The 15,283-nt window shown below is 61.7% G+C and carries 13 protein-coding genes and 1 pseudogene; 9 read left to right on the top strand and 5 right to left on the bottom strand.

Annotation, left to right across the window (positions count from 1 at the left end; translation table 11 throughout):
* Positions 1 to 38 precede the first annotated feature (38 nt).
* The gene (locus tag FHT69_RS08975) at positions 39 to 1,022 is read right to left on the bottom strand and encodes a lytic transglycosylase domain-containing protein (protein ID WP_174824493.1); all 984 of its coding nucleotides are present in this window, start codon (positions 1,020 to 1,022) and stop codon (positions 39 to 41) included.
* 171 nt (positions 1,023 to 1,193) lie between these two features.
* Between FHT69_RS08975 and FHT69_RS08980 the strand changes: the two genes are divergently transcribed.
* Both FHT69_RS08980 and FHT69_RS08985 read left to right on the top strand, forming a co-directional pair.
* Entirely contained in the window at positions 1,194 to 1,916 is a 723-nt protein-coding gene (locus tag FHT69_RS08980) for a glutathione binding-like protein (RefSeq protein ID WP_047615359.1), read from the top strand.
* Between the two features lie 160 nt (positions 1,917 to 2,076).
* The gene (locus tag FHT69_RS08985; protein ID WP_047614721.1) at positions 2,077 to 2,847 is read left to right on the top strand and encodes a gamma-glutamyl-gamma-aminobutyrate hydrolase family protein; all 771 of its coding nucleotides are present in this window, start codon (positions 2,077 to 2,079) and stop codon (positions 2,845 to 2,847) included.
* 100 nt (positions 2,848 to 2,947) lie between these two features.
* On the opposite strand, the gene FHT69_RS08990 is transcribed toward FHT69_RS08985, so the two are convergent.
* Entirely contained in the window at positions 2,948 to 3,607 is a 660-nt protein-coding gene (locus tag FHT69_RS08990) for a peroxiredoxin (protein ID WP_017964008.1), read from the bottom strand.
* Positions 3,608 to 3,902: 295 nt separating this feature from the next.
* Positions 3,903 to 4,120, bottom strand: a pseudogene (locus FHT69_RS08995) (TRAP transporter substrate-binding protein); the annotation flags it as partial.
* 148 nt (positions 4,121 to 4,268) lie between these two features.
* Here FHT69_RS08995 and FHT69_RS09000 point away from each other — a divergent pair.
* The 6 genes from FHT69_RS09000 (at position 4,269) to FHT69_RS09025 (ending at position 13,382) form a co-directional block, all read left to right on the top strand.
* Positions 4,269 to 4,856 (top strand): ANTAR domain-containing response regulator, encoded by a 588-nt coding sequence (locus FHT69_RS09000; protein WP_047614717.1) that lies wholly within the window; start codon positions 4,269 to 4,271, stop codon positions 4,854 to 4,856.
* Positions 4,857 to 4,890: 34 nt separating this feature from the next.
* Positions 4,891 to 6,171 carry a CmpA/NrtA family ABC transporter substrate-binding protein gene (locus tag FHT69_RS09005; protein ID WP_174824492.1) on the top strand — a complete coding sequence of 427 codons (1,281 nt, stop codon included), beginning with the start codon at positions 4,891 to 4,893 and terminating at the stop codon, positions 6,169 to 6,171.
* A 488-nt stretch (positions 6,172 to 6,659) separates the two neighbouring features.
* Positions 6,660 to 7,901: an MFS transporter gene (locus FHT69_RS09010; RefSeq protein WP_063475427.1), complete on the top strand. Its 1,242-nt coding sequence runs from the start codon at positions 6,660 to 6,662 to the stop codon at positions 7,899 to 7,901.
* 17 nt (positions 7,902 to 7,918) lie between these two features.
* Positions 7,919 to 10,369 carry a nitrite reductase large subunit NirB gene (nirB, locus tag FHT69_RS09015; RefSeq protein ID WP_047614711.1) on the top strand — a complete coding sequence of 817 codons (2,451 nt, stop codon included), beginning with the start codon at positions 7,919 to 7,921 and terminating at the stop codon, positions 10,367 to 10,369.
* Positions 10,370 to 10,373: 4 nt separating this feature from the next.
* A complete protein-coding gene (nirD, locus tag FHT69_RS09020) occupies positions 10,374 to 10,724 on the top strand; it encodes a nitrite reductase small subunit NirD (protein ID WP_047614709.1) in 351 nt (116 codons plus the stop codon).
* On the top strand, positions 10,725 to 13,382 hold the full coding sequence (locus FHT69_RS09025; protein WP_183905241.1) for a nitrate reductase: 2,658 nt from the start codon (positions 10,725 to 10,727) through the stop codon (positions 13,380 to 13,382). It abuts the gene before it with no gap.
* 36 nt (positions 13,383 to 13,418) lie between these two features.
* Here the strand turns inward: FHT69_RS09025 and FHT69_RS09030 are convergent, their stop codons facing one another.
* Positions 13,419 to 14,096 carry an HAD family hydrolase gene (locus FHT69_RS09030; RefSeq protein WP_047614706.1) on the bottom strand — a complete coding sequence of 226 codons (678 nt, stop codon included), beginning with the start codon at positions 14,094 to 14,096 and terminating at the stop codon, positions 13,419 to 13,421.
* A gap of 119 nt (positions 14,097 to 14,215) precedes the next feature.
* Positions 14,216 to 14,635 (bottom strand): DUF2000 domain-containing protein, encoded by a 420-nt coding sequence (locus FHT69_RS09035; protein ID WP_028757668.1) that lies wholly within the window; start codon positions 14,633 to 14,635, stop codon positions 14,216 to 14,218.
* Between the two features lie 136 nt (positions 14,636 to 14,771).
* On the opposite strand from FHT69_RS09035, the gene FHT69_RS09040 reads away from it, so the two are divergent.
* Positions 14,772 to 15,257, top strand: a complete 486-nt coding sequence (locus tag FHT69_RS09040; RefSeq protein ID WP_028757669.1) for an Lrp/AsnC family transcriptional regulator — start codon at positions 14,772 to 14,774, stop codon at positions 15,255 to 15,257.
* The last annotated feature ends 26 nt before the right edge of the window (positions 15,258 to 15,283 follow it).

The raw sequence follows: 15,283 nt of genomic DNA on the forward strand, positions 1-15,283 counted from the left end.
GCAGACTTTTCATGATCCAGGCGGCTGGGCCAGGCCCGCTACCGGTTCTTGAAAACAAGGCAGGTGCCGCCGTGTTTGCGGATCTGGTTGCAGAGATCATTGGCTTCCATACGCGTCTGCCGACCGATGCGGGCAGCGTAGCGCGGGCGAAAACCGAAGCTGCGATCGCGCTGGCGCAGGATCAGCGGCTGCTCGGCATTCAGGGGCGCAGGCAGATCCTGCACGGCATCGAGAAACATGCGTCGGGCCACCGCGACATTCGCATTCGCCGCAAGCTGGACGCCCCAGGGGGCCCATTCGCCCTCCTGACGCCAGGGCGTGTCCTTCAACGTCCGTCTCTCCGCGAGCGCCACGCAACCATCGATGAAGGACTTGTCCTTGTCGAGCGGGGCGGCCGCATCTTGCGGTGGGTTATCCTTCCATTCCTCGACCGTATGGGCAGTGATCGCCGTGACATAGCTGCGCGTTTCGTAGGGTAATCTTCCTGACGTAAGGTAAGATGCTAGGCCGTTTTCGCCGGCATTATAGGCGGCAGCGGCAAGGCCGAGATTGCCGAAGCGATTGCGCAGTTCGTCGAGATACTGCGCCGATTTCCGCAGGGCTTCCAACACCTGGTAGCTGTCTTCAAGACCGCGCAGTTTCGCCGTACCGGGCATGAACTGCGCAATCCCCTGCGCTCCTTTGAAGCTGACGGCATCGGGGCGAAAGGTGCTCTCGCGCCAGATGAGACGGGCGAAATAATCCGGCGGCAATTGATTGGCGCTGGCGAAATGCTCGATCGCGACGCAAAGGTCACGATTGAAACTGTCCTTACGGATGCAGAGCGCTTCACCCGATCCCGACGCTGAAGGGCCTGAATAGAGACAGGCCGGCGGTCCCGCGCTTCCTTCCGGCTGAGCCGTGACCGCATCCACGTGGGAAAACAGAAGGCAAAGCGAAAGCATGGCCTTCGCCGATCTCCTCCCCATGTCGGACTGACATTTCCGGCCTATCATCGGATCTCGGCGGGTTCGAACTTCCATCGCGACGCGGAATTCTCAATACCATCGATACGGGTAGGAAGCTTCCCCCATTTCCATCTCTGCACCAGGTTTCTAATTTCGCCATCAATTTTGGAACAGATATATTCGACCTGCCAAGGTCGCAGCGTCATCCTGATCGCCAGGAAATCCCGAGCGAACGAGGACGCGCAGATGATTGATCTCCACTACTGGCCGACGCCGAACGGCAAGAAGGTTTCGATCTTCCTGGAGGAAACCGGCACGCCCTACCGGCTGGTGCCGGTCAATATCGGCCGGGGCGACCAGTTCAAACCCGATTATCTCAGGCTCAATCCCAATCACCGCATGCCTGCTATCGTCGACCACACGCCTGCCGACGGCGGCGGGCCGCTCAGCGTCTTCGAATCCGGTGCAATCCTCTTCTACCTCGCCGAAAAGACCGGAAGATTCTGGCCGCAGGATCTGCGCGGCAAATACGACGTGACGCAATGGGTGATCTGGCAGATGGCCAACCAGGGACCGAAACTCGGCGAAGCCGGTCACTTCCGCCGTCTCGGCGATCGCGAGGGCGATCAGTCCTATGCGGTGCGGCGTTTCACCGACGAAGCCAACCGCCTCTACGGTGTTCTCAACATGCGGCTTCGTGACCGGCGTTATCTCGCCGGCGACGAATTCACCATCGCCGACATCATCAGCTATCCCTGGACCGTCAACTGGCAGGCGCAGGGCCAGGACATCGACGAATTCAAGCATTTCAAGCGATGGTTCGAGGAGGTCGGCGCACGGCCCGGCGTCCAGCGCGGCCTTGCGGTCGGCGCCGACCTTGGCACCGACAACAGCAAGCTCTCCGAAGAGGAACAGTCGCGCATCCGCAAGATCCTCTACAACCAGCGCGCCCTTCCCGTTCCGGATTGAGCTTCGGCCCGGCTGGAGATAACCATAGCCACAACCGAGCCGGCAGCCAGCACCGGTCGGTCCCGGTTTCCAGGCGCTTTAAATCACCTGCCGGGGAGCCAGGGGGCTTGGACAGCAGCTGGCGTTGCGACTTGGGTGTGACTTGGGGGTGTAACCGGCAATGACAAGACCTGTAATCGGCATCATCGGGAATGCCCGCATCGTCGAAAGCCGATTTCCGGCTCAGCATGTCGGAGAAAACAATCTGCGGGCCGTGGCCGATGTCGCCGAAGCCTTGCCGCTGATGTTTGCCGGCAACCCCAAACTGGCCGATATCGCCGATCTGCTGGCTGTCGTCGACGGCATTCTGCTGACAGGCGCCAGAGCCAATGTCCATCCCAGCCGTTTCAACACGGTGCCGGATCCCAAGCATGAACCTTATGACGAGGATCGTGACGGGCTGGCGCTGCCATTGATCGAAGCCTGTGTAGCGCGCGGCGTTCCTATTTTCGGCATATGCCGCGGTTTCCAGGAAATGAACGTCGCGGCCGGCGGCTCGCTGCATCCCGAAATCCGGGAATTGCCCGGACGCATGAACCACCGAATGCCGCGCCTGGAAACCGGCGAGATCCATCCCGACCTCGCCATCGTTTTCGGCGATCGTCACGATGTTCAACTTATACAGGATGGGATGTTTGCACGCATCCTCGGCCGGGAGACGATCCGGGTGAACTCCCTGCATGGACAGGGCATTCTCGAGCTTGGCGACAGGGTCGTTGCCGAAGGCATTGCAGAGGACGGGACGATCGAGGCGATACGGTTCAAGGATGCGCCGGGATTTGCGCTCGGCGTGCAATGGCATGCCGAATACGATCCGCAGACCAACCCCGTGAACCGTGCGTTGTTTCAGGCATTCGGCGATGCGGTTCGGGCACGAAAAGCCACCGCTTAATCTGACAACTACGGCGATCATCACCGCCTTCCGCATCAACAAAAAGCCGCTGCGAAACTGCTTTCGCGGCGGCTTTGTAGCAGTTGGGAAGCAGCAGCGATCAGGCGGTCGGCTGCTTGGTCTTCCTCAGATAGGGCAGAACCGTATCGAAGGAACCGAAACGCGTGATCGCGTCTTCGTTGGAAACCGCGGCGGTGATGATGACGTCCTCGCCCTGGTTCCAGTTCGCCGGCGTCGCCACCTGGTGCTTGGCCGTCAGCTGGATGGAATCGATGGCGCGCAGGATCTCATTGAAATTGCGGCCCGTCGTCATCGGATAGGTCAGGATCAGTTTGATCTTCTTGTCGGGACCGATGATGAAAACCGAACGCACCGTCGCATTGTCGGCAGGCGTGCGGCCTTCCGAGCTCTCGCCGGCGCCGGCCGGCAGCATGTCATAGAGCTTGGCGACCTTGAGGTCCTTGTCACCGATCAGGGGATATTCGACGTCGAAACCGGTGGCGGTCTTGATGTCGTTCTTCCACTTGGCATGGCTTTCCACAGGATCGACGGAGATGCCGATGATCTTGGCACCACGCTTGGAAAACTCCCCCGCCAAGCCGGCCATGGCGCCGAGCTCGGTGGTGCAGACAGGCGTGAAATTCTTCGGATGCGAGAACAGGACGGCCCAGCCATTGCCGATCCAATCATGGAAGCTGATCGGTCCCTGGGTGGTGTCGGCGGTAAAATCGGGGGCAATATCGTTGATGCGTAAGCTCATGGTCGGCCCTCCAAAGCCTTGTGTTCAATGTTGTTCTTCTCAAATCGAGGCCATGGGATCCGTCCGCCGGGAGCGGTCGCGAGATTGCGGTCAACAGGATCGCACCGGCCGAAGGTAAAAGACTTCCCATTCCAGGATTTTAAGTAAGTCATATACCACGATTACCGAAGGCATGCTCTTTCGATTTCCGGCCTGCTCCGGCATTATTTTTCCGGCATGTGCGCGCGACGAAGAGACCGATGGTTTTCCATCGGTCCCGTCAAAAGCGGCAGGCACAACTGCCTTGCCCCTTGCTTCAGGCGGCCTGGATGGATTTGATCCTGTCGATGCCGCCGACAACAGGCGCGAAATCGTCCCATACGCCCTGGGCGCCCTTCTGCCATTCGTCGAAGGCTTCCGGCTTCAGGAGCTTCTGCCATGGCCAAGCGCCGTCTCGACGGATTTGGCTTCACCATCGACGATCAGCTGGTTGAAATAGGCGGCTCCTTCGCTGAAGGCCTGCTGGAACACCGCGCCATGCAGTGCGGTCATGCGCTGCTGGCCGACGGAATGTCCTCGCCCGAAAATGCGGCAATTTGATTATTTTTTGCGCATATCTATTTTTGCACAGTTTTCAGGCGACACCTTGCCAAAATTGCTGCAGCGCGTCATAAATATAGCAATGACGCATCGCGATCTGACAATTCTGGTGATCGACGAAAATGCCATTCGCGCCTCCATCATCGAAGAGGGGCTGCGCGAGGCAGGGCATGCGCACGTCACCGTGGTCCATGAGGTCAACGGCATTGCGCGAATCATCGAAACGCTGATGCCCGACGTGATCATCATCGATATCGAAAATCCCAATCGCGACATGATGGAGCATCTCTTCCAGCTGACGCGCACGGTCAGCCGTCCGATCGCCATGTTCGTCGATCGCTCCGACACCGCCTCGATCGAGGCCGCCGTCGATGCCGGCGTCTCGGCCTATATCGTCGATGGCCTGAAGAAGGAACGCGTCAAGCCGATCCTCGACATGGCCGTCAGCCGCTTCAACGCCTTCAGCCGGCTGCGGCGCGAGCTTGCCGATGCCCGCTCAGCGCTGGAAGAACGCAAGCTCATCGAGCGCGCCAAGGGCATATTGATGAAGATGCGCGGCCTGTCTGAGGAAGAGGCCTTCGCGCTGCTGCGGCAGACGGCGATGAACGAAAAGAAGAAGATGTCGGAAATCGCCCAGAGCGTCGTCACCGCCGCGGGGCTGTTGATGTAATGGCCGACCTGATGAATTTCCGGAGGAAACCGGAGTGGATATGATGACGAAGACCGCCAAATCAGGCGGCGAGTTGCCCTCGCCCATGCGCCTGAATGCCGAAGGACCGAAAGTGCTCAGGGCCGGTTTCATTCCGCTCGTCGATGCGTCAGTGCTGATTGCAGCGGCGGAATTCGGTTTCGCGCAGAAGGAAGGCCTGACGCTCGATCTCGTCAAGGATGTCTCCTGGGCGAATGTGCGTGACCGTCTGGCATTCCGCCAGTTCGATATCGCCCACATGCTGTCGCCAATGCCCGTCGCCTCCATGCTCGGCCTCGGCTCCAATCCCTCACCGACGATCACACCGTTTTCGCTGGGGCGCGGCGGCAATGCGATCACCCTGTCGACGCGGCTCTTCGACAGGATGCGCAATGACGCGGGACTGCCGGAAACGGCAGGCGCGCTCGACAATGCCCGCGCCCTGGCAAAAACACTGGCGGCGATGAAGGTGCGCGGCGAACCGCTGCCGACCTTCGGGGTCACCTATCCCTTCTCCTCGCATAATTACGAATTCCGCTACTGGCTGGCCGCCGGCGGCATCGATCCCGATAAGGACGTCAAGCTCGTCGTGGTGCCGCCGCCGATGACTTCGGATGCGCTGGCCGCCGGTGCGATCGACGGTTTCTGCGTCGGCGCGCCGTGGAATATGGTCGCTTCGGAGCGCGGCGTCGGCCGCATCGTCGCCGCCAAGCAGGATATCTGGCCGTCCGCCCCGGAAAAGGTGATCGGCATGCGGCCGGATTGGGCGGAAACCCATCCGGAAACCGTTTCCAGGCTGATCGTGGCGCTCGATGCGGCAGCCCGCTGGTGCGACCAGCCGGACAATCACGATGCGCTGGCGGCCGCTCTTGCCGACCCCCGCTATATCGCTGCCCCCGTCGAGATCATCCGCCGCGTGCTCGCCGGCGAATTCAGCCTCGACGCAAAGGGCAACCGGCGCATCATCGCCGATTATTTCATGTTCCATTCCGGATTCGCCAATTATCCTCGGCCAAGCCAGGCGCTGTGGATATACAGCCAGATGATCCGCTGGGGGCAGGCCGAGGCCAGCCTCAACATGGCAAGGGCTGCCGCGTCCGCCTACCGCCCGGATCTCTATCGGACAGCGCTCGGCGACGGCAACGCACCCGATGATGCCGATATCCGCATCGAAGGCGGCGACGAGGGCGACCGTTTCATGGACGGCCATGTCTTCGACCCGGCGAGGCTGCCTGATTATGTCGCAGGCTTTGCCGTCAAAAGCGCCCTGCCCTTCGTTACCGGCGACGAAATCTAATCCACGCCCGCCTGCCCAAAACGCCAGCAAGGATCTGCGCCCCACATGGCAAGCGCACAAAAGATTAGCACAACTGTCGACAGCTCGAAAAACAAGCAAACGGCCGATTTCGAGAAATGTAAATAAATCAATACATTACACAAAAAGCGACAAACTGGCACGCAGCTTGCAAGGATATTACCGCACCGGTCAAAGGCGATCTGCGCAGAAAGAGCGCCAGCAGGCGTTCACGGAAGACACGGAGATCCTCTTCAAATGGAAGAAGCAGATCTCGGTGATTTGAAATCAAATACCTGGGCGATCATGTCGATTGTCTCCGGGTAACCGGCCGGAAGGCCCAAGAATTCGGCGTCCAACGGCGGGCGCCACCAGCAAAGCCGCTGATCAGGATATTTCGCGCACCTCGTGCATGCGCGTCCTGACCAGCGGCTTTTTGTTTTAACCCTCAGCGATGGATCGGCACGACCTTGTCGGGCCCCGGAGAAGTTATGTCTGTCATCGAGAAAGTGCCACCCATGTCCGCCGGCGAACCAGCCAAAGCATTGTGGATTTCCACGGTCGCCTTCACCCTCTGTTTTGCCGTCTGGACGATCTTCGCGATCATCGGCATTCGCATCAAGCAGGATCTCGGGCTGAACGAGGCCGAGTTCGGCCTGCTGGTCGGCACTCCGGTGCTGACCGGTTCGCTCGTGCGCATCGTCCTCGGCATCTGGACGGGGCGTTACGGCGGCCGTCTCGTTTACACGCTCACCATGCTGGCCGCCGCATTGGCGACCTTCCTGCTCTCCTATGCCCAGACTTATACGCAAATGCTGATCGCCGGCCTCGGTGTCGGCCTTGCCGGCGGCTCGTTTGCGGTCGGTGTCGCCTATGTCTCGCCTTTCTTTCCGGCGGAGAAGCAGGGAACCGCGCTCGGCATCTTCGGCGCCGGCAATGTCGGCGCAGCCGTGACCAAATTCGCCGCTCCTTTCGTGCTGCTCGCCTGGGGCTGGCAGGCGGTTGCCGAGATCTGGGCCGTCTGTCTGGCGCTGATGGCCATCGTCTTCTGGTTCACCACGACCGATGATCCGGCCTACCGTCTCCGCCGCGAGCGCAACGTCGCGTCCAAGAGTTTTGCCCAGGAATTCGCGCCGCTGCAGAACGTTCAGGTCTGGCGCTTCTCGCTCTACTATTTCTTCGCCTTCGGCGGCTTCGTCGCCCTGTCGCTGTGGCTGCCGCGCTACCTCGTCGGCGTCTACGGCTTCAACCTCGAAACTGCCGGCATGATCGCGGCGGCCTATTCCATTCCCGGCAGCATCTTCCGCGCCTTCGGCGGCGTGCTATCGGACAAGAAGGGGGCGCGCAGCGTCATGTATACGATGTTTGCCGTGTCGGCGGTCGCCACCCTCATCCTGTCGCTACCGGCTACTACCATCACGCCGGTCATCTTCATCGTGGTTATCTTCGTGCTCGGCTTCTTCATGAGCCTCGGCAAGGCTGCCGTCTACAAGCACATTCCGGCCTACTATCCGGAAAACGTCGGCGCAGTCGGCGGCGTCGTCGGGATGATGGGCGGCCTTGGCGGCTTCATCCTTCCGATCGCCTTCGGCCTCCTCAAGGACATGACCGGCCTCTGGTCCAGCTGTTTCCTGCTGCTCTTTGCGATCGTCGTCACCTCACTCATCTGGATGCACCTGTCCGTCAAGCAACTGTCGCGCCAAGGGCACTCGGCGCCCGTGGCTGCAACCTGATCTAAGGACTTGGAAATATGACCGAAAAACTCGTCATCATCGGCAATGGCATGGCGCCCGGGCGCATGCTGGAGCACCTCTTCGAACAGGCGCCCGGACGCTATGAAGTTACGATCTTCAATGCCGAGCCGCGCGTCAACTACGACCGCATCATGCTGTCGCCGGTTCTCTCCGGCGAGAAGGATTACGAGCAGATCATCATTCACGGTGACGGCTGGTATATCAAGCACGGCATCATGCTCTACAAGGGCCACAAGATCGTCAATATCGATCGCGTCGCCAAGACCGTCACCTCCGACCACGGCGTCACCGAAAGCTACGACAAGCTGGTGATCGCAACCGGTTCGGTGCCCTTCATCATCCCCGTTCCCGGCAAGGATCTGCCCGGCGTCATCACCTATCGCGATCTCGACGACGTGCAGGCCATGCTGCTTGCCGCCCAGTCGCGCGAAAAGGCTGTCGTGATCGGCGGCGGCCTGCTTGGCCTGGAAGCAGCCGCCGGTCTTGCCCAGCGCGGCATGGACGTCACCGTGCTGCACGTCATGCCGACGCTGATGGAGCGCCAGCTCGATCCCGCCGCCGGCTATCTCTTGCAGAAGGCGGTGGAGGAGCGCGGCATCAAGGTCATCTGCAAGGCCAATACCAAGGCGATCATCGGCAACGGCAAGGTCGAAGGCATCGAGCTTGACGACGGCCGCATCATCCCGGCAACGCTTGTTGTGATGGCCGTCGGCATTCGTCCCAGTGTCGGCCTTGCGAAGGACGCCGGCATTGCGGTCAATCGCGGCATCGTCGTCGATTCCGGCATGCAGACCTCGGATGGCGATATTCTCGCGCTCGGCGAATGCGCCGAAGTGGGCGGCATGGTCTATGGCCTCGTTGCGCCGCTCTATGAAATGGCCCGAATCGCTGCCGCGCATCTCTCTGGCGATCGCTCGCCCGCCTTCGTTCACGCCGATACGCCGACCAAGCTCAAGGTCACCGGCATCGAGCTTTATTCACTCGGTGACTTCGCCGACGGCGACGACCGCGAGGAGATCGTGCTGCGCGATGCCAGCGCCGGCGTCTATAAGCGCCTGGTGCTGAAGGACAACAAGATCATCGGCACTGTGCTTTACGGCGAGACCGCCGACGGGGCATGGTTCAACGATCTGAAGAAGAAGGCCACCGATATTTCGGAGATGCGCGAGACGCTGATCTTCGGACAGGCCTATCAGGGAGGGTCGCCGCTGGACCCTATGGCGGCCGTTGCAGCCTTGCCGGATGACGCGGAGATCTGTGGCTGCAACGGCGTATGCAAGGGCAAAATCACTTCGACGATTTCAGGCAAGGGGCTGACGTCGCTCGACGACGTCCGTGCCCACACGAAGGCATCCGCCTCGTGCGGCTCCTGTACCGGCCTCGTCGAGCAACTCATGGCACTGACGCTCGGCGACAGCTACAATCCGGCCGCCGTCCAGCCGATGTGCACCTGTACCGAACTCGGCCATGACGATGTCCGCCGTCTGATCAAGGCCAAGGGCCTGAAGAGCATACCTGCCGTCATGCAGGAGCTGGAATGGAAGACTTCCTGCGGCTGCGCCAAATGTCGGCCGGCGCTCAACTATTACCTCGTCTGCGACTGGCCGGACGAATATGCCGACGACTACCAGTCGCGTTTCATCAATGAGCGCGTGCATGCCAATATCCAGAAGGACGGCACCTACTCCGTCGTTCCGCGCATGTGGGGCGGCGTCACCAATTCGAACGAGCTGCGCGCCATCGCCGATGTCGTCGACAAATTCGAGATCCCGATGGTCAAGGTGACCGGCGGCCAGCGCATCGACCTGCTCGGCATCGAGAAGGAAGACCTGCCCGCCGTCTGGGCCGATCTCGGCAAGGCCGGCTTCGTCTCCGGCCAGGCCTATGCCAAGGGTCTGCGTACCGTGAAGACCTGCGTCGGCTCGGACTGGTGCCGCTTCGGTACGCAGGACTCCACCGGTCTCGGCATTCGCATCGAGAAATTCATGTGGGGCTCCTGGACGCCGGCCAAGCTGAAGATGGCCGTCTCCGGCTGCCCGCGCAACTGCGCGGAAGCAACCTGCAAGGACATCGGCGTTATCTGCGTGGATTCCGGTTTCGAAATCCATTTCGCCGGTGCGGCCGGTCTCGACATCAAGGGCACGGAGGTTCTTGGGCTTGTCCGGACCGAGGACGAGGCGCTGGAGCATATCGTGGCGCTGACGCAGATGTACCGCGAGCAGGCCCGCTATCTCGAGCGCATCTACAAGTGGGCCAAGCGCATCGGCCTGGAGGAAATCCGCCGCCAGATCATGGGCGATGCCGAAAAGCGCCAAGCCTATTACGACCGCTTCGTCTTCAGCCAGAAATTTGCCCAGGTCGATCCCTGGTCGGAGCGTGTTTCCGGCAAGGACAAGCACGAGTTCAAGCCGATGGCGACGATCGGCTATCCGCAGGCAGCCGAGTAAGGAGATGGACATGAACTGGCCCAATGAAAACTGGCATCCAATCGGTGACATCTCCGACATCCCCTTACGCGGCGCGCGCTGCGTGAAAACACCGCAGGGCAAGATCGCCGTCTTCCGCACGGCTGAAAACGAGGTCTTCGCCATCGAAGACCATTGCCCGCACAAGGGCGGCCCGCTCTCCCAGGGCATCGTGCATGCCAAGGCGGTCACCTGCCCGTTGCACAACTGGGTGATCTCCCTCGAAACCGGCAAGGCGCTCGGCGCCGACGAGGGCCAGGTGCGGACCATCCCGGTCCGCAATGAGGACGGCGCCCTCTTCATCGCGCTCGAAAGCCTGATGATGGCGGCGGAATAGATGGCGGCTGAGGTCAAGACCACCTGTCCCTATTGCGGCGTCGGCTGCGGCGTCCTCGCCACGGTCGATGAGGCCGGAACCGTCAGCGTCAAGGGAGATCCCGAGCATCCGTCGAATTTCGGCCGGCTCTGCTCGAAGGGGTCGGCCCTTGCCGAAACCATCGATCTCGACGGCCGGATTCTCTATCCCGAAATCGCAGGCGAACGGAGCGGTTGGGACGAAGCACTTGACCTGGTCGCCCGGCGTTTTTCTGAAACGATCGCCGAACACGGGCCTGACGCTGTCGCCTTCTACGTCTCGGGCCAGTTGCTGACCGAGGATTACTACGTCGCCAACAAGCTGATGAAGGGCTTCATCGGCTCGGCCAATATCGATACCAATTCAAGGCTCTGCATGTCCTCCTCCGTGGCGGGGCATCGCCGCGCCTTCGGCGCCGACACGGTGCCCGGAACCTATGAGGATATCGAACTCGCCGATCTGGTGATCCTGACCGGCTCCAACCTTGCCTGGTGTCATCCCGTCATCTACCAGCGGCTTGCCGCCGCCAAGACGGCGCGGCCCAACATGCGGATCGTCGTCATCGATCCGCGCCGGACGATGACATGCGATATCGCCGACCTGCACCTGGCGATCCGCCCCGACGGCGACGTCGCGCTGTTCATGGGACTGCTTGCCCATCTCGCTACAAGCCCGGCCATCGATCAGAACTATATCGGCGCCCATACGGAAGGTTTCGGCGAGGCTTTTGCGGCGGCCGCAGCACTTGATATCAACGAACTCCTGGAACGCACCGGCCTGCCGGCCATGCAGATCAGGGAGTTCTTCCGCCTGTTCGAGACGACGCCGAAAGTCGTCACCTGCTACAGCCAGGGCGTCAATCAATCCGCCTCCGGCACCGACAAGGTCAATGCCATCCTCAACTGCCACCTGGCGACCGGCCGCATCGGCCGTCCCGGCATGGGACCGTTCTCGCTGACCGGCCAGCCGAACGCCATGGGCGGGCGCGAGGTCGGCGGCCTTGCCAATATGCTTGCCGCCCATATGGCGATCGAGAATACCGATGACCGGGACCGCGTGCAGCGCTTCTGGAATTCGCCCGTCATCGCCGCAAAACCCGGCCTGAAGGCGGTCGACATGTTCCGCGCCGTGGCCGACGGACGCATCAAGGCGCTCTGGATCATGGCCACCAATCCCGTCGTCTCGATGCCGGATGCCGATAGCGTCGAAAGCGCGATCGCCGCCTGTCCCTTCGTCGTCGTGTCGGACATCCTCAAAGAGACGGATACGACCCGGCACGCAGACGTGCTTTTGCCCTCGCTCGGCTGGGGCGAGAAGGACGGGACCGTCACCAATTCCGAACGGCGCATTTCCCGGCAGCGGCCGTTTCTAGGGCTCCCCGGCGATGCAAGAGCCGACTGGTGGCAGCTTGCCGAGGTCGGGCGCCGCATGGGATTTGCCGCCGCCTTCGATTTTGATGCGCCAGACGCAATCTTTGCGGAGCACGCCGCGCTTTCCGCCTTCGAAAATAACGGCAGCCGCGATTTCGACATCGGCGCGCGCGCCGATATCAGCGGCGACGCCTATGACGAGCTGTCGCCCTTCCAGTGGCCGCAGCCGGCAGGGACCGCACCCGGCGTCACCCGCTTCTTCGCCGAGGGTGGATTCTTCCATCCGGATGGCAAGGCACGTTTTGTCGCGGTCAAACCGCCGGCCACGGATCGCACCAGTGCCGATTTCCCCTTCACGCTGAATACCGGGCGCATCCGCGACCAGTGGCACACGATGACGCGAACCGGAAAGAGCGCACGCCTTTCCGCCCACATCGCCGAACCCTTTGCCGAGATCCATCCGCGTGACGCGATCGAGACCGGTATATCAAGCGCCGGTCTGGTCGAGATCGAAAGCCCCCATGGCAAGGCGATCGTCCGGGCGCTGGTGACCGATCGTCAGGCTCGCAGCGGCGTCTTTGCGCCGATGCACTGGAACGATCAGTTCGCCGCGAAAGCGCGGATCGATGCCGTGGTCGCGCCGATCACCGATCCCGTTTCCGGTCAGCCGGCGTCGAAGAATGTTGCTGTCGCCATCCGGCCCTTCCGCGCCACCCATTATGGCTTCGCCGTCTCTGCTACAAAACCGGCCACGCCCAACGCGGCCTATTGGGCGCTGGCGAAAGCCTCCGGCGGCTGGCGGCTGGAGCTTGCCTTCGGTGAAGCTGTCGAAGACTGGACAGCCTGGTGCCGGGCGGTGTTCGCCATTCCGGCCGAGGTCGAACCACTGGGTTATGCCGACCGGCAATCCGGCGACCTCAGGCTAGCCTTTTTCGATGGCGAGGTCCTGCTTGCCGCGCTGTTTCTCGCCCGCGAGCCGGTCGCCGTCGCGCGCAATTGGGCGATCTCGCAGCTTACTGCCTCGCATGGCGACCTCAGGAAGCGCTTTGCGCTGGTCGCTGGCCGTCCCGGAGCCGGCAGGCCGGATCCGGGCGCCACCGTCTGCTCCTGCTTCAGCGTCGGAGTCAATCAGATCGCTGCCGCCGTGCGCGGCGGATGCCACAGCGTCGAGGCGGTCGGCAAGGAAACGAGCGCCGGAACCAATTGCGGCTCCTGCCGCAGCGAAATCGGCAGGATCATCGATCGATGTCTTGCCGCAGCCGCGGAGTGAAAGCGCAAAGGATGCTGTAACGCGGCCGGACTGATGTCAGGCCGTGGCGGGGACGATCAGCATCTTACGCTCGGCAGAGATGCGAACCGCGATCTCGTCATAGGATGAGAGCGTCGGATGGGGCGTTTCCATCTTGTCGTGATGGGTTGCGGTGACGACCATGACATCGGCGCCCGCCGCTTCGCCGGCGGTGATGCCGGCTGCGACGTCCTCGAATACCAGGCAGTCCCGCGTGCCGACGCCGAGGCGTTCGGCGCCGAGAATGTAACATTGCGGATCGGGTTTTCCGACCTTCACGTCCTCCGCCGTCACCATGAATTTCGGCAGCGGCAGCCCCGCCGCCTCCAGCCGCCTGTGGGCAAGGCGCAGAGGCGAGGAGGTGACGATCGCCCAGCGATCCGGCGGCAGTGAACTCAAAAATGCCGCAGCACCCGGGATGGCAACGACATCGCTGACATCGGCGATCTCGGCCTCGGTCACCAGCCTGGATTCATGTTCGGGATCGACGCCGGGCAGGTTCAGCCGGGTGATCGTGTCGATGCCGCGCGATCCGTGCATCTTCGGCAAAAAGGTTGCGACATCGAGCCCGTGGCGCCTTGCCCAGTCACTCCATGCACGCTCGGCCGCACGGATCGAATTGAGGATGGTGCCGTCCATATCGAACAGGAAGGCGGCATAAGGCTTCTCGAAGCCGCGGGGCATCGGCAGGGACAAAGGCGGATCCTTTTAAGGAAGAGTGTCGGATGGTCGTCGTATCGCTCGATCAAACGGCAAATCATGGCCTTTTGCAAGCTTTCGCGAGACGAGCCTATCCACACGCCCGGCCACTCGGATCAACGAAGCAGCTTTAGCGAGCCCGTCAGCGAGCGGATCCATTTCGTCGGGCCGGCGAGCCCGACGCCGTCGATGACCTCCGAAGAGAGGTCGCGTTCGGGCATCGAAGCCTCATAATCGGCATAGACGTGCAGCGCTCGAGCAAAACGCGGGAACGGCACCACCAGCGCCCCTTCGGGCGCCGGCAGTGCCTTCAGCAAGAGCGATCTCAGATCGGCCGCTGCCGCCTGCAGCACCGGAACCGGCTTATTGGCACTGACATGAAATGCCCGACCGGCATGATCGCTCAGCCGTGCCCCGGCAAGTGCGGGTGCCGCGGCACCGAGGCCGATCGACAGCACCGCAACCGTATTGGCGAGTTCGCCGGCCGGCAGCCCCGGCTCGACGATCACGGCGACACGCCAGTCCTCAACCATCATTCGTCCGCTCCTTCTCGGTTCGACGTCCTCACCCTATCGAAAGGCAGAGAAATATCCTGCCTATTCCTGACGTCTCACATCCAAATCAGGTAGGATTTTCCCGGCGACCGAAAAAATTCGAAAGGACATACCGATCATGGAATTCGAGCCGGGAGATATCCGCATATTGAAGGCGCTGCAAAGCGAGGGGCGGCTGACGAACCAGGAGCTTGCCGAACGCGTGGGGATGTCGACCTCGCCTTGTTGGCGCAGGGTGAAAAGGCTTGAAGAGGCCGGCGTCATCCGCGGCTATCAGGCTGTTGTCGATCGCCGCGCCGTCGGCCTCGGCGTCCTCGCTTTCGTCCGCGTCCAGATCGATACGCATTCCCATGACGAGGCCGAACGGTTCGAACGCGAGGTCGGCGCACTGGAAGCGGTGGTCGCCTGTTATTCCGTCGCCGGCGAGGCCGATTTCCTTTTGCAGGTGGTCGCGGCCGATCTCGACAGCTATGCCGAATTCGCCATGACGGTGATCCGCCGCCTGCCCGGCATCAAGGAGATGCATACGATGTTTGTGCTGAAGGACATCAAGGCATCGACGATCCTGCCCGTTCAGACGGCGGCCGCCAGCCGTTCGCGCTGAAGTCATCGCCTGCCTCGCTGCCTATG

Origin of the sequence: Rhizobium sp. BK008 (assembly GCF_014197345.1) — a bacterium.
GTDB lineage: Bacteria > Pseudomonadota > Alphaproteobacteria > Rhizobiales > Rhizobiaceae > Rhizobium > Rhizobium anhuiense.

What these genes read in the sequence shown, in the direction of transcription:
- FHT69_RS09035 (WP_028757668.1), bottom strand. Translation starts at nt 14,635, where the DNA reads ATGATGGTTGAGGACTGGCGTGTCGCCGTGATCGTCGAGCCGGGGCTG.
- FHT69_RS08975 (WP_174824493.1), bottom strand. Translation starts at nt 1,022, where the DNA reads ATGGAAGTTCGAACCCGCCGAGATCCGATGATAGGCCGGAAATGTCAG.
- FHT69_RS08985 (WP_047614721.1), top strand. Translation starts at nt 2,077, where the DNA reads ATGACAAGACCTGTAATCGGCATCATCGGGAATGCCCGCATCGTCGAA.
- FHT69_RS09010 (WP_063475427.1), top strand. Translation starts at nt 6,660, where the DNA reads ATGTCTGTCATCGAGAAAGTGCCACCCATGTCCGCCGGCGAACCAGCC.
- FHT69_RS08990 (WP_017964008.1), bottom strand. Translation starts at nt 3,607, where the DNA reads ATGAGCTTACGCATCAACGATATTGCCCCCGATTTTACCGCCGACACC.
- nirB (WP_047614711.1), top strand. Translation starts at nt 7,919, where the DNA reads ATGACCGAAAAACTCGTCATCATCGGCAATGGCATGGCGCCCGGGCGC.
- FHT69_RS09025 (WP_183905241.1), top strand. Translation starts at nt 10,725, where the DNA reads ATGGCGGCTGAGGTCAAGACCACCTGTCCCTATTGCGGCGTCGGCTGC.
- FHT69_RS09000 (WP_047614717.1), top strand. Translation starts at nt 4,269, where the DNA reads ATGACGCATCGCGATCTGACAATTCTGGTGATCGACGAAAATGCCATT.
- FHT69_RS08980 (WP_047615359.1), top strand. Translation starts at nt 1,194, where the DNA reads ATGATTGATCTCCACTACTGGCCGACGCCGAACGGCAAGAAGGTTTCG.
- nirD (WP_047614709.1), top strand. Translation starts at nt 10,374, where the DNA reads ATGGACATGAACTGGCCCAATGAAAACTGGCATCCAATCGGTGACATC.
- FHT69_RS09040 (WP_028757669.1), top strand. Translation starts at nt 14,772, where the DNA reads ATGGAATTCGAGCCGGGAGATATCCGCATATTGAAGGCGCTGCAAAGC.